This is a genomic window from Rhizorhabdus histidinilytica, from assembly GCF_900167915.1.
Lineage (GTDB): Bacteria > Pseudomonadota > Alphaproteobacteria > Sphingomonadales > Sphingomonadaceae > Rhizorhabdus > Rhizorhabdus histidinilytica.
Map to the genome: position 1 here is coordinate 274,031 of NZ_FUYM01000003.1, position 13,133 is coordinate 287,163.

General features: G+C 68.6%; 14 protein-coding genes. 5 read left to right on the forward strand and 9 right to left on the reverse strand.

Annotated features, from left to right (window positions below):
* Window positions 1-27: 27 nt before the first annotated feature.
* Together B5X82_RS07955 and B5X82_RS07960 are read left to right on the forward strand one after the other, a co-directional pair.
* Window positions 28-1,257, forward strand: a complete 1,230-nt coding sequence (locus tag B5X82_RS07955) for a carboxylesterase family protein (protein WP_235862628.1) — start codon at window positions 28-30, stop codon at window positions 1,255-1,257.
* Entirely contained in the window at window positions 1,254-1,664 is a 411-nt protein-coding gene (locus B5X82_RS07960) for a RidA family protein (protein WP_079647587.1), read from the forward strand. The genes B5X82_RS07955 and B5X82_RS07960 overlap by 4 nt, the downstream gene beginning before the upstream one ends.
* A 33-nt stretch (window positions 1,665-1,697) precedes the next feature.
* Here the strand turns inward: B5X82_RS07960 and arsH are convergent, their stop codons facing one another.
* From arsH to B5X82_RS07990, 6 genes are all read right to left on the reverse strand, one after another.
* The gene (gene arsH / locus B5X82_RS07965; RefSeq protein WP_079647588.1) at window positions 1,698-2,444 is read right to left on the reverse strand and encodes an arsenical resistance protein ArsH; all 747 of its coding nucleotides are present in this window, start codon (window positions 2,442-2,444) and stop codon (window positions 1,698-1,700) included.
* The gene (locus B5X82_RS07970) at window positions 2,441-3,109 is read right to left on the reverse strand and encodes an aquaporin (protein ID WP_079647589.1); all 669 of its coding nucleotides are present in this window, start codon (window positions 3,107-3,109) and stop codon (window positions 2,441-2,443) included. Before B5X82_RS07970 ends, arsH begins: the two co-directional genes overlap by 4 nt.
* On the reverse strand, window positions 3,106-3,540 hold the full coding sequence (arsC, locus tag B5X82_RS07975; RefSeq protein WP_079647590.1) for an arsenate reductase (glutaredoxin): 435 nt from the start codon (window positions 3,538-3,540) through the stop codon (window positions 3,106-3,108). Before arsC ends, B5X82_RS07970 begins: the two co-directional genes overlap by 4 nt.
* Window positions 3,541-3,551: 11 nt before the next feature.
* Entirely contained in the window at window positions 3,552-3,884 is a 333-nt protein-coding gene (locus B5X82_RS07980; RefSeq protein WP_079647591.1) for an ArsR/SmtB family transcription factor, read from the reverse strand.
* A gap of 130 nt (window positions 3,885-4,014) precedes the next feature.
* A complete protein-coding gene (locus tag B5X82_RS07985) occupies window positions 4,015-4,902 on the reverse strand; it encodes an OmpA family protein (RefSeq protein ID WP_079647593.1) in 888 nt (295 codons plus the stop codon).
* Between the two features lie 172 nt (window positions 4,903-5,074).
* Window positions 5,075-5,554, reverse strand: coding sequence for an Lrp/AsnC family transcriptional regulator (locus B5X82_RS07990; RefSeq protein ID WP_079647594.1), 480 nt, complete (start codon window positions 5,552-5,554; stop codon window positions 5,075-5,077).
* Between the two features lie 116 nt (window positions 5,555-5,670).
* Between B5X82_RS07990 and B5X82_RS07995 the strand changes: the two genes are divergently transcribed.
* The 3 genes from B5X82_RS07995 to B5X82_RS08005 are packed head-to-tail and all read left to right on the forward strand — an operon-like array spanning window position 5,671 to window position 10,612.
* Window positions 5,671-9,144: an indolepyruvate ferredoxin oxidoreductase family protein gene (locus tag B5X82_RS07995; RefSeq protein WP_079647596.1), complete on the forward strand. Its 3,474-nt coding sequence runs from the start codon at window positions 5,671-5,673 to the stop codon at window positions 9,142-9,144.
* Window positions 9,145-9,182: 38 nt separating this feature from the next.
* Window positions 9,183-9,584, forward strand: a complete 402-nt coding sequence (locus tag B5X82_RS08000) for a YybH family protein (protein ID WP_079647597.1) — start codon at window positions 9,183-9,185, stop codon at window positions 9,582-9,584.
* Between the two features lie 5 nt (window positions 9,585-9,589).
* Complete coding sequence (locus B5X82_RS08005; RefSeq protein WP_079647599.1) at window positions 9,590-10,612, forward strand: threonine aldolase family protein; 1,023 nt, start codon at window positions 9,590-9,592, stop codon at window positions 10,610-10,612.
* A gap of 6 nt (window positions 10,613-10,618) precedes the next feature.
* Here the strand turns inward: B5X82_RS08005 and fghA are convergent, their stop codons facing one another.
* The 3 genes from fghA to B5X82_RS08020 all read right to left on the reverse strand — a co-directional run bounded on the left by fghA (window position 10,619) and on the right by B5X82_RS08020 (window position 13,070).
* Complete coding sequence (gene fghA / locus B5X82_RS08010; RefSeq protein WP_079647600.1) at window positions 10,619-11,464, reverse strand: S-formylglutathione hydrolase; 846 nt, start codon at window positions 11,462-11,464, stop codon at window positions 10,619-10,621.
* A gap of 66 nt (window positions 11,465-11,530) precedes the next feature.
* On the reverse strand, window positions 11,531-11,929 hold the full coding sequence (locus B5X82_RS08015) for a VOC family protein (protein WP_079647602.1): 399 nt from the start codon (window positions 11,927-11,929) through the stop codon (window positions 11,531-11,533).
* Between the two features lie 28 nt (window positions 11,930-11,957).
* Window positions 11,958-13,070 (reverse strand): S-(hydroxymethyl)glutathione dehydrogenase/class III alcohol dehydrogenase, encoded by a 1,113-nt coding sequence (locus tag B5X82_RS08020; protein ID WP_079647604.1) that lies wholly within the window; start codon window positions 13,068-13,070, stop codon window positions 11,958-11,960.
* Window positions 13,071-13,133: the final 63 nt, after the last annotated feature.

Consider the following 13,133-nt stretch of genomic DNA (forward strand, 5'->3'; position numbering starts at 1 on the left):
GATGCTCTCATGCGGAGGAGGCCAGCTTTGGATACGGCAAGCCGCTGCTTTCGCGGCATTCGCTACGCAATAGCCGATCGATTCCGGCCGGCCGAGCTTCTCAGGTTCGAAGGGTTGGACAGGGATTGCGGGCGCGGACCGGTATCGCCGCAAGACCCGTCCCGCCTCGACATGATCATGGGGCCGGCCGCCCAACTCGCCCAGAGCGAACATTGTCAGGTCCTGTCCGTCTTCACGCCGTCGCTCGACGGGCGACGTCCGGTCATGGTCTGGCTGCATGGCGGGGCCTTCGTCTCCGGCGGCGGCGAGCTCCCATGGTATGATGGCGCGCGCCTTTCGGCCGAGCAGGATGTCGTCGTCGTCACAGTCACCTACCGCCTGGGCGCCTTCGGCTTCCTTCAGCTCGCGGACACGGCCGGACCCAGCCCCGGCACGACCGACCAGATCGCCGCCCTGCAATGGGTCCATCGCTACATTGAGCAGTTCGGTGGCGACCCGGACAATGTGACCTTGTTCGGGCACTCCGCCGGCGGAGCCTCGATCGAAGCGATCCTGCAATGGGGTCACGGATCGCTGGTCCGCCGCGCGATCCTGCAGAGCGGCAACGCCCGCACGTACAGGCGCACGCGCGAGGAAGCCGACACAGTGGCGCAGATGTTCATCGGCCTGGCCGGTACCGACCCACGCTTGCTGGCCGAGGGCGAGATGGTGCCGATCCAGCGCGAACTTTCCCGCAGGCGCCATTTTGCCTTCGACTGGTGGCCGACGTCCCCCGACGTGCCCGCCGAGTTCGCGGTGGACATCATGGCGGGCTGGACCCGGGACGACGGCCTTCCCTTCCTGATGCTTGCCGATCAGGCGCGCGCAGGACCGGACACGCTCTCGTCCTATTCGGATCGTATCGGCCAGGCGAACGCCATGTTCAGCGTCGGCAGCCATGCCGCGGCGCAGGCGGCCGTCGCAGCGGGCCGACAGGCCTGGCTCTATCGCTTCGATTGGGAAGCACCGGCCTCCCATCTGGGCGCCCCGCACTGCATCGAATTGCCCTTCCTGCTGGGCGACCCCGAAGCCTGGGCCGCCGCGCCGATGCTGGCCGGGGCATCCTGGCATGAGGTCGGCGCCTTGGGGGCAGGCCTTCGCGCCGCGTGGGCCTCCTTCGCGCGAGACAATGGCCCCGGAGATGCTTGGCGAGGCTGTTCCGATGCCGATCAGCCGCTCAACATCCTGCCGATGCAGGATAGAGGGAGAAATCCATGAAGCCGCCCATCACACCGATCCCGCTCCACTGGGATTGGGAACGAGACATCCCGCCTGCGCCGGGCCTGGTCGTCGGCCAGATGATCTATCTGTCGGGTCAGTGCGCCTTCGATCCCGGCGGCAAGGTCGTGGCGCCCCACGACATGATCGCCCAGGCCGATCGATGCTTCGCGAACATCCAGGACATTCTGGGCCGCGTCGGCGCCTCGATGGCCGACATCGTGAAGCTCACCACCTATTTTACCGAGCCGCTGTCGAGGGAGCGTGCAGAGCAATATTGGGACGTCCGCCGCCGATATTTCGGCGACCACCGCCCCGCGAGCACCGGCGTGCAGGTAGCGTCGCTCATATTGCCCGAGCTCGTGGTGGAGATCGAGGCGATCGCCTGCCTTCCCAGGCAAAGCTGATGGCTGCGCGGAGCCCGAGCTGCTTTTCCGCCCTCAGGCGCGCGCGGTGGCGATGGCCGACAGGTCCGAGACCGGATCGACCGCCACCCCGGCCTGCTTGCGTTCGGAATAGCGGTGGACGAGCTGCGCTGCATGGGGACGCAGCAGGACGGTGAAGCGCACCAGTTCCTCCATCACGTCGACGATGCGGTCATAATAGCTCGACGGCTTCATGCGGCCGGCTTCGTCGAACTCCTTATAGGCCATGGCGACAGACGACTGGTTGGGGATCGTGAACATGCGCATCCAGCGGCCGAGCAGACGGAGCGTGTTGACCGCATTGAACGACTGCGAGCCGCCCGATACCTGCATGACCGCGAGCGTGCGTCCCTGCGTCGGGCGCATCCCCCTCATCTCCAGCGGAAGATGGTCGATCTGCGTCTTCATGATGCCGGTGATGGCGCCGTGGCGTTCAGGGCTGCACCAGACATGCCCTTCCGACCACAGGGACAGCTCGCGCAACTCGCGGACGGCGGGATGGTCGTCGCCGGAGACCTGATCGGGCAATGGCAGGTCCGATGGATCGAAGATGCGCGTCTCGGCTCCGAACAATTCGAGCAGGCGAGCCGCTTCTTCCACCGCGAAGCGCGAGAACGACCTGTCGCGGAGCGAGCCGTAGAGCAGGAGGATGCGGGGCGGCGGCTGGTCTGCCCCGAGCCCCATGGCCGGGCGGTCGATCAGGAAGCGGCGGTCGAGCGCCGGCAGATGATCGGGGTCGGGCAGTTGGCGGACTCGGTTCATGCGGCTTCCTTCGGGATGTCGGAGAAGAGGATGTCGCTGACGATATGAGCGGCCAGCGCGCCCGCGATCTGGGCTGCGACGAAGGCCGGCACGCAGGCGGGCGCTATGCCCGCGAAGCTGTCGCTCAGCGAACGCGCGACGGTGATCGCCGGGTTGGCGAAACTGGTCGACGAGGTGAACCAATAGGCGGCGGTGATGTAGAGGGCGACGCTTGCCGGGATGCTGTCGGGCCGGACCTTCGCCGTTCCCAGGATCGTCAGGACGAGTCCGAAGGTGGCGACAGCTTCGCCGAGCCATTGGCCGGGACCGTTGCGGGCTTTTTCCGACAGCTCGAAGATCGGTGCCGCGAACATGGCATGGGCCGCCCAGACGCCGAGGATGCCGCCCGCGAGCTGGGCGCAGACATAGGCCGCGGCGGAGCCCGTCCCGATGTGCCCCCGCAGGCGCATGACCAGGGTGACGGCGGGATTGAGATGGGCCCCCGACACAGGCCCCAGCATGGTGACGAGGACGAACAGGATCGCGCCCGTGGCGAGCGTGTTGCCCAGCAGCGCGACGGCGACATTCCCGCCGGCCAGCCGTTCGGCCATGATGCCCGAGCCGATGACGGTCGCGAACAGCAGGAAGCTGCCCAGCGCCTCGCCCGCGATCGCCGGCCGCCTCATGCCGACGGGATGCGCCTGCCTGCGGCGTCGACGACCCGTTCGCCGCCCTCCTTGGTGAACGCCCCCCGCTGCGCCGCGGGGAGGATGTCGAGAATCGCCTCGGACGGGCGGCAGAGCTTCACGCCGAGCGGCGAGACGACGAGCGGGCGGTTGATCAGGATCGGGTGCGCCATCATCGCGTCAACCAGCGCCTCGTCGGAAAGCGACAGGTCGTCCAGGCCCAGCTCCGCATAGGGCGTCCCCTTCTCGCGCAACAGGTCGCGCGGGCGGATGCCCGCGCGCTCGACAAGTTGGACCAGCAGCGTGCGGGTGGGTGGGCTTTTCAGATATTCGACGATATGCGGCTCGATCCCGGCGTTGCGGATCAGGCCGACGACGTTGCGCGACGTACCGCACTCGGGATTGTGATAGACGACGATATCGACGGCCACGGGACGATCCTTCAGCAGCAAGGGGAGAGTTCGGCGACGAGCGGCGCGCACAGCTCGACATTCCCTGCGCAACAGTCCTTCACGAGGAACAGCGTCAACGCCCGCAGGCCGTCGAGATCGGCGCGATAGATGATCGAGCGGCTCTGCCGTTCGGAACGGAGGAGGCCGGCGCGCGCAAGGATGCCGAGATGCGCCGACATCGTGTTCTGCGGCACGTCGAGCCGGCGGGCGATCTCCCCCGCGGCCATACCGGCCGGTTCATGCTTCACCAGCAGGCGGAACACGTCGAGGCGCGTTCCCTGAGCCAAGGCGCCCAGCGCCGCGATGGCCGAATCATTATCCATATATCCAGTATAATGGATATATTATCCGTGACCAGAGGCCACCCATAAGGCATCGGGCCGGGGGCGGCCTGTCCGCTCCCGGCCCGATCCTGCAACCATAGCGGGGGCAGGCTGAGCCGCCCCGCAGGGGTCAGAGATTGTCGAGGCTCTTGCTGACCAGGATGTTCACCGCGACGCGGCGGTTCTGGGCCTTGCCTTCGGGGGTATCGTTGCTCGCCGCTGGGTCGGCCTTGGCCATGCCGGTCGGGGTCAGCATGCGATAGGGCTTCCAGCCGCAGGCCTGCTGCAGATAGTTGATGACCCGGTTGGCGCGCTTCTCGCTCAGTTCCTGGTTGAACTCGTCGCTGCCGGTCGAATCGGTGTAGCCGACCACCAGCATCAGCGCGTTCTCGGTCGCCTGCGCCGAGCTGGCGGTGCTGCAGAGATGGGCCTTGTCCTCAGGGGACAGTTCCGCCTTGCCGACATCGAAGTGCACGTTGGTCGTGCTCTTGATGTTGTACTTGTCGATATCGCCCAGGGCGCCCCGCAGCGCCTCGGTCGCAGCGGTCTGCTCCTCGAAGCGCTGGTCGGTCGCGTTGCGGATCATCGTCGCGGTCTTGAGGTCGCTGTTGCGGAAATTGATCTGGCTCGCCACCAGCGCGTTATATTGGCCATCCGCCGGCTGCAGCGTCTTGACCGTGACCGGCAGCCCGTTGAGCAGCGCGTCGGCGGTCAGCTTGCCGCGATTGCTGCCGAACAGGCCCGAGGCGGACTTGATCCGGGTGGCATCGCTGATGCCGATGACCGTGCTGGTGCCGTCGGCAGCCGTCACCTTGATCCGGTTGCCGTTGCGGGCGGAGATGACGCCCTTGATCTCGGGGCCCTTGGCCATCGTCGACGGATCGGGGATCGGCACGCCTTCCACGACGATGTTGGGATCGTTCATATTCTGCTGCTGCGCCGGCAGGCTTCCCGCCGCGGATACCGCCAGCATCGCCAGCAGGAAGCGGATTTTCGGGCTCTTGGAAATGACACGCATCGTGCGACTCCTTATATCCTCCCCCCATTCTCCTCCCCCAGAACGCCTGCCTGTTCAGCGCGACCTGTCTGCCAGATGAACACCGACGGCCGGCCCATCGGCCGAGCCGGTGATTCGAGTTGGGCTTGCGACGAACCGATACGGAGCAGGCGCGCGAGCGCGATCCGTCCCGCTATACGGCCGCCCGGACGATCGGCGCCGGACGGTTGATGAAGGACTTGAGCGCGAAGCTGCTCTGGATGTGCGCGACGCCCGGAATGCGGGTGAGGTCGTCGAGCAGATGGCGATAATGGTCGAGGTCGCGGACGACGGCGCGGAGCAGATAGTCGGCGCCGCCGGTCATCAGGAAGCCGCTCATGATCTCGGGCAGCGCGCTCACCCGTTCCTCGAAGCTTTCGAGGATGTCGCGCACCTGCCGTTCGAGCGTGACCGAGATGAACACGATCATCGCCCCGGCCAGCCGCCGCTCGTCGAGCCCGGCGAAATAGCCGGTGATGTAGCCCGCCTCCTCGAGCAGGCGGACGCGCCGCAGGGTCGGCGTCAGCGACAGGCCGATCTCCGCTGCCAGGTCCCGCCAAGTGATGCGCCCGTCCTCGGCCAGCCGCCGCAGGATGCGGACATCATAGGAGTCGAGCGCGCCATCCGTGTTCATATGCACCACCAACCAGAATAATCATGGTAATATGAACCAATATCGTCGCGTCGCAAAGCTCAGTTTGGTGACCTTTCCTAGCGCGCCTGGACTATCCTTCGTGCGGGAGGATCGCCATGCACCACGACCGGATCGTCAGCCTCGACAGCATATACGGCGCCGAGGAGGGGCCGAGCTTCATGACCGGCATCCAGGCGCTGGTGCGGCTGCCGATGATGCAGCGGCGGCTCGACCGCCGGAACGGGCTGAACACGGCCGGGCTGGTCACCGGCTATCGCGGCTCGCCGCTCGGCGCCTATGACCAGCAGCTCTGGAAGGCCTCCAAACATCTCGCCGCGCACGACGTCGTGTTCCAGCCGGGGCTGAACGAGGACCTCGCCGCGACCGCGCTGTGGGGCACGCAGATGCACAAGGCGTTCGGCAAGACCCGCGCCGACGGCGTGTTCGGCATCTGGTACGGCAAGGGCAACGGCGTCGACCGCACCGGCGACGTGTTCCGCAACGCGAATGTGCTGGGCACCTCCCCGCTCGGCGGGGTGCTGGCGATCGGCGGCGACGACCATGCCGCGCAATCGTCGATGTTCCCGCACCAGACCGACGGCATCTTCCAGTCGGTGATGATGCCGGTGATCCAGCCCGCGACGGTCGGCGAGATATTGTCGCTCGGCCTCGCCGGCTTCGCGCTGTCGCGCTTCTCCGGCCTGTGGGTGGCGATGAAGACGATCGCCGAGGTGGTCGAAAGCGCCGCATCGTTCGAGCTGCCCGACAGCTATCCGCGCTTCGTCGCCCCGGCAGAGGCCGTCCCCGCGCACGGCCTCAACTGGGACCCGCGCGTCGCCTGGCCGGCGCAGCGCACCGAGCTCGAACGGCGGATGATCGAGGAACGGCTCCCCGCCGTCGCCGCCTGGGCGCGTGCCAACGGGATCGATCGGCCCGTGCTCCAGGGCGGTGGGCGGCGGCTGTGCGTCGTCACGGTCGGCAAGGCGCACCAGGACGTGATGCAGGCGCTCGCCAATCTCGGCATCGACGAGCACGGCGCGCGGGCGATCGGCCTGTCGGTCTACAAGGTGGCGATGAGCTGGCCACTCGACGCCGCGAGCCTGCTCGAATTCGCCGACGGCTTCGAGGAGATACTGGTCGTCGAGGAGAAGCGCCCGGTCGTCGAGGAACAGGTCAAGGTCGCGCTGTTCAACCGCAGCGGCGCCCGGCCGCGCGTCACCGGCAAGACCGATGTCGACGGCCGCACGCTGCTGCCGCAGACGCTGGAATTCGACCCGCTGATGGTGGCACGGGCGATCGTCGGCCGGCTGCCCGGCACCACCGACCTCGCCGCGCGGCTGGCGGCGATCGAGGCACGGATACCCATGGGCGAGGTCGTCCCCTTCCCGGCGCGCAAGCCGTTCTTCTGCTCGGGCTGCCCGCACAACAGCTCGACGAAAACGCCGGAGGGGTCGATCGCAGGCGGCGGCATCGGCTGCCATGTCATGGCGGTGTCGCAGCCCCGGCTCAAGACCGCGACCTTCAGCCAGATGGGCGGCGAAGGGCTCCAATGGGTCGGCGCCGCACCCTTCTCCGAGACCGGGCACATCTTCCAGAATCTGGGTGACGGCACCTACCAGCATTCGGGCCTGCTCGCGATCCGCGCGGCGGTGGCGGCGAAGGCCAACATCACCTTCAAGATCCTCTACAACGACGCGGTGGCGATGACCGGCGGCCAGCCGGCCGAGGGCGCGATCGATCCCGCGCGGATCAGCCGCCAGCTCGCCGCCGAAGGCGTCGACCATGTCCACCTGGTCAGCGACGACCCCGACCGCTGGCGCGCCGCGACCGGCCTGGCCGAGGGCGTGACGATCGCGCATCGCGACGATCTCGACCAGGTGCAGCGCCGGCTGCGCGAGGCGCCCGGCGTCACCGCGATCATCTACGAACAGACCTGCGCGGCCGAGAAGCGCCGCCGCCGCAAGCGCGGCGACTTCCCCGACCCCGACCGGCGCATCTTCGTCAACCCGCGCGTCTGCGAGGGCTGCGGCGACTGCTCGGTCCAGTCGAACTGCATCGCGGTCGAGCCGCTGGAGACCGGCTTCGGCCGCAAGCGCCGGATCAACCAGTCGAGCTGCAACAAGGACTTCTCCTGCATCAAGGGCTTCTGCCCGAGCTTCGTCGAGGTCGAGGGCGCGGTGCTGCGCAAGCCCGACGGCGAGCGGCTGAAGGCGTTCGAGGCGAGCCGCTTCGCCACGCTGCCGGAACCGGAGCGGTCCGCGCAGGACGGCGTCGCCAACATCTACGTCGCCGGGATCGGCGGGTTGGGCGTGCTGACGATCGGCGCGCTGCTCGGCACCGCCGCGCATCTCGACGGGCGCGGCGCGACGGTGCTCGACTTCACCGGACTCGCCCAGAAGAACGGCGCGGTGGTCAGCCAGGTGCGGATCGCACCACCGGGGGTGCCGATCCACGCCGTCCGCATCGGCGCGGGCGAGATCGACGTGCTGCTGGGCACCGACATGGTCGTCGCGGCCGGGCAGGACGTGTTGCGCCGGATCGCCGCCGACCGCTCCGTCCTCGTCCTCAACGACGACGAGACGCCGACCGCCGACATCGTCAACGATCGCGACTTCGCGCTGCCGGGCGCGGCGATGGCCGACACGCTCATGCGCCGCGCCCGGGCCACGCACCGCCTGCGTGCGACGAGCATCGCCGAGGGGCTGTTCGGCAACAATGTCGCGGCCAACACGCTGCTGCTCGGCCATGCATGGCAGAAGGGGCTGATCCCGCTCGACGCAGAAGCGGTGCGCGGGGCGATCCGGGCCAATGGCGCGGCGGTGTCGCTCAACCTGCGCGCATTCGAGTGGGGTCGGCTGTCCGCGATCGACCTCGCGCTGGTCGAGGAGATGGCCGGGCTCGCCGCCCCCGTACCGCTGGCCGAAACGCTCGACGCGCTGGTCGCGCGCCTCGCAGCCGAGCTGACCGTCTATCAAGACGCCCGCTATGCGGCGCGCTTCACCGCGCTGGTCGCCGATGCGCGCCGCGCGGCCGCCAGACTCGGCCGGCAGGGCGAGGGCTTTGCCGAGGCGGTCGCCCGCAACGCCTATAAGCTGATGGCGTACAAGGACGAATATGAGGTCGCGCGGCTCCATGCCGATCCGGCCTTCGCCGCGGCACTGGGCGAGCAGTTCTCCGACCGCAAGCGCCTGTCGGTCTATCTGGCGCCGCCGCTGCTGTCGCGGATCGACCCGGCGACCGGCCGGCCGCGCAAGCGCAGGTTCGGACCGTGGATCTTCACCGCCTTTCGTCTGCTCGCCCGGATGAAGGGCTTGCGCGGAAGCTGGGCCGATCCGTTCGGCCATAGCCATGAGCGCCGGACCGAGCGGCGGCTGATCGAGGATTATGTCGCGCTGGTCGGCGAACTGGTAGCGGACCTGTCGCCGGCGACGCTGCCGGTCGCGACCGAGCTTGCCCGCCTGCCCGACGCGATCCGCGGCTACGGCCCGGTGAAGGAAGCGGCGATCGCCGAAGCCGAGGCGCGCAAAGCGGCGCTGCTCGAGGCACTGGCCGAGAGCCGCCGCCCGGCGGAGGCGAGGGCCGCGGCCTGAGGCTTGCCCGGCGGGACGCGGCTGGCTACGGCACTGCGGTGATCGCCGCCGCCGCCCCCGCCGAGACCGCCATCCGCCGTGCGCGCGACCAGTCGAACCGGCGCATCGCAGCGCACGACGCGGACGGCGCGGTCGCGATGATGGCCGACGCGGTGCTGGTGCTTCCGAGCGGCGGCGGGCCGATCAGCGGGCGGGCGGCGGTGCGCGCGGCCTTCGCGGCCGGCTTCGCCGATCCCGACTTCCTGACCTATGAGCGCCGCCCCGAGCGGATCGAGCTCGCTCCCGACGGCCTCAGCGCGACCGAGACCGGGCGATGGCGCGGCCTCTGGAAACCCCGTAGCGGTCAGCCCACCTTATCGGGCCGCTACACGGCGCGATGGCGGCAGGATGGCGGCAGCTGGATCACCCTGTCCGAGATTTTCGAGCCCGAGCCAGCCTGACCACGATGCGCGAGCGCCACGACTTCTTCTCCGACAACACCGCCGGCATCTGTCCCGAGGCGCTGGCCGCCTTCGCCGCGGCCAATGCCGGCTTCGTGCCGAGCTACGGCGCCGACCGGCTCACCGCGCAGGCGGCCGACGCGGTCCGCGCGCTGCTCGATGCCGACGCCGAGGTGCGGTTCGTCTCGACCGGCACCGTCGCCAACGCGATCGCCTGCGCGACGCTCTGCCCGTCCGCGGGCGCGGTGCTCGCTTATGAGCAGGCGCATATCCTGATCCATGAGGCCGGCGCGCCGAGCTTCTTCGGCGGCGGACTGGAGATAGAGCCGCTGGCGGGGATCGACAGCAGGATCGAGCCGGCCGCGCTCGACCATGCCCTGGCCCGTCCGCGCGGGCCCCACGAACGGCGGCCGGCGGCGCTGTCGCTGACCAACGCGACCGAATATGGCACCGTCTATGACGAGGCGATGCTCGCCCGGCTGTGCGGTCCGGCCAAGGATGCGGGGCTCGGCATCCATCTCGACGGAGCGCGGCTCGCCAACGCGGTGGCGGCGGGCTTCGATCCCAGGGCGCTGACCCGCGCCGGGATCGACATCGTCGTCCTCGGCGGGTCGAAGGCCGGCGCCCCTTTCTCCGAGGCGATCGTGCTGCTCGACACCAGCCTGGCCAGGGGCTTCGACGAGCGGCTGAGGCGGAGCGGCCAGCTCACCTCGAAGATGCGGCTGCTCGCGGCGCCGTGGATCGGCCTGCTCGACGGCGCGGGCGACGACTGCCCGTGGATCGCCCATGCCCGCCACGCCAATGCGATGGCGCGGCGGCTGGCCGACGGCCTCCCGTTCGCGCGCGCCTATCCGGTCGAATCGAACGCGGTGTTCGTGACGATGGACGGCGCGCGGGAAAGCGCGCTGGCGGCGCGGGGCTGGCGCTTCGCCCGGTTCGAGGACCGATCGGCCCGCTTCGTCTGTTCCTGGGCGACGAGCAAGGAAGCGGTCGACGCGCTGATCGCGGACGCCAGGGATATCGGCTAGGCCGGCCTATCCCCGCAGCCGTTCCGCGTGCCAGCGGAGGTGGTCCTCCATGAAGGTCGAGATGAAATAATAGCTGTGGTCGTAACCCGGCCGCATGGTGAGCGTCAGGTCGATCCCGGCGTCGGCGCAGGCCGCGACCAGCAGGCTGGGCTTGAGCTGTTCGGCGAGGAAGCCGTCGGCCTCGCCTTGGTCGACAAGCAGTTCCTTGACCCGCGCGCCGTCCTCGATCAGCGCGACCGCGTCGTGGCGGCGCCACGCGGCCTTGTCGTCGCCCAGATAGCCGGGCAGCGCCTTGCGGCCCCATGGCACCTGCCCAGGGGCGACGATCGGCGCGAAGGCCGAGATCGAGCGGAAACGATCGGGGAAGGTCAGGCCGATGGTCAGCGCGCCATGGCCGCCCATCGAATGGCCGGTGATCGCCTGGGCGCCCATGTCGACGGGGAAATGCTCGGCAACCAGCGCGGGCAGTTCCTCGGTGACGTAGCTCCACATCCGGTAGTGCTGCGCGAAGGGCGGCTGGGTGGCATCGACGTAGAAGCCCGCGCCCAGCCCGAAATCATAGGCGCCCTCGGGATCGTCGGCGACGCCCTCGCCGCGCGGCGAGGTATCGGGCGCGACGAAGATCAGGCCCAACTCGGCGCAGGCGCGGCGATACTCGCCCTTCTCGGTGACATTGGCGTGGGTGCAGGTGAGCCCCGACAGATACCAGACCACGGGCAGCTTCGCGCCGGGCGCGTGCGGCGGGACATAGACCGAGAAGGTCATGTCGGTGCCGGTCGCCGACGAGGCGTGCCGGTAGACGCCCTGGACGCCGCCGAAGGACAGGTTGCTGGAGACGGTTTCGAGGCTCATCGTCATTCCTTCAAAGGCAAAGGGGCGCAGGCATCGCCCGCGCCCCCGTCATGGCCCGCCGATCGGTCAGGCGGCGGTGAAATGGTAGCTGCAGACCTTGTTGCCGGCCGGATCGCGCAGATAAGCGGCATAGGCGCCCGGCAGGTGGCCGCGCGGCCCCGGTGCGCCTTCGCAGCTGCCGCCGGCGGCGAGGCCCGCGGCGTGGAAGGCATCGACGTCGGCCTGGCTCGCCGCGGCGAAGCCGATCGTCACGCCGTTGCCCGAGGGCGACTCGCCATTGCCCGGCTTGAGCACCAGGAAGGCCGGCTTGTCCTTGCCGTAGAGCATTGCCGCCTCGCCGAACGGGCCGAGGTTCTTCACGCCGAGCGGCGCGAGCGCCGCGTCGTAGAACCTGGTCGACTGGGCCAGGTCGCTGGCGCCTACGCAGGCGTGCGAGAACACGCCGTCACCCGAAATCACTGCCATCTCGTCTCTCCCTCGATGAAAAGCTGGTTCAGAACACCACGACCGAGCGGATCGACTTGCCCTGGTGCATCAGGTCGAACGCCGTGTTGATCTCCTCGAGTCCCATGACGTGGGTGATCATCGGGTCGATCTCGATCTTGCCGGTCATGTACATGTCGACGATCTTCGGAACGTCGGTACGGCCCTTGGCCCCGCCGAACGCGGTGCCGCGCCAGTTGCGGCCGGTGACGAGCTGGAACGGGCGGGTGGCGATCTCCTTGCCGGCCTCGGCCACGCCGATGATGATGCTGGTGCCCCACCCACGGTGGCACGCCTCCAGCGCGGTACGCATCACCTCGGTATTGCCGGTCGCGTCGAAGGTGTAGTCGGCGCCGCCGTCGGTCATCAGCACGATCTTCGCAACGACGTCCTCGCGGCTCATCCCCTTGCTGTTGAGGAAGTCGGTCATGCCGAACTTGCGGCCCCATTCCTCGCGGTCGGGATTGATGTCGACGCCGATGATCTTGTTGGCGCCCGCCAGCCGCGCGCCCTGGATGACGTTGAGGCCGATGCCGCCCAGGCCGAAGACGACGACGTTGTCGCCGACCTGCACCTTGGCGGTGTTCACCACCGCGCCGACGCCGGTGGTGACGCCGCAGCCGATATAGCAGCTCGTCTTGAACGGTGCGTCCTCGCGGATCTTTGCGACCGCGATCTCGGGCAGGACGGTGAAGTTCGAGAAGGTCGAGCAGCCCATATAGTGGAAGATGGTCTGGCCCTTGTAGCTGAAGCGGCTGGTGCCGTCGGGCATCACGCCCTTGCCCTGCGTCGCGCGGATCGCGGTGCACAGGTTGGTCTTGCCGCTGAGGCAGCTTTTGCACTGGCGGCATTCCGGCGTGTAGAGCGGGATGACGTGATCGCCGGGGACGACGCTGGTGACGCCGGCGCCGATCTCGCGGACGATGCCCGCGCCCTCGTGGCCCAGGATCGACGGGAAGATGCCCTCGCTGTCGAAGCCGTCGAGCGTGTAGGCGTCGGTATGGCAGATGCCGGTCGCCATGATCTCGACCAGCACTTCGCCCGCCTTCGGTCCTTCCAGGTCGACTTCGACGATCTCCAGCGGCTTCTTGGCTTCGAACGCAACGGCGGCGCGAGTCTTCATGGCGATGTGTCTCCTTTGCGGAGCGCCTTATCATTGCTGCAAATCCGGGATAAATAGCCAATA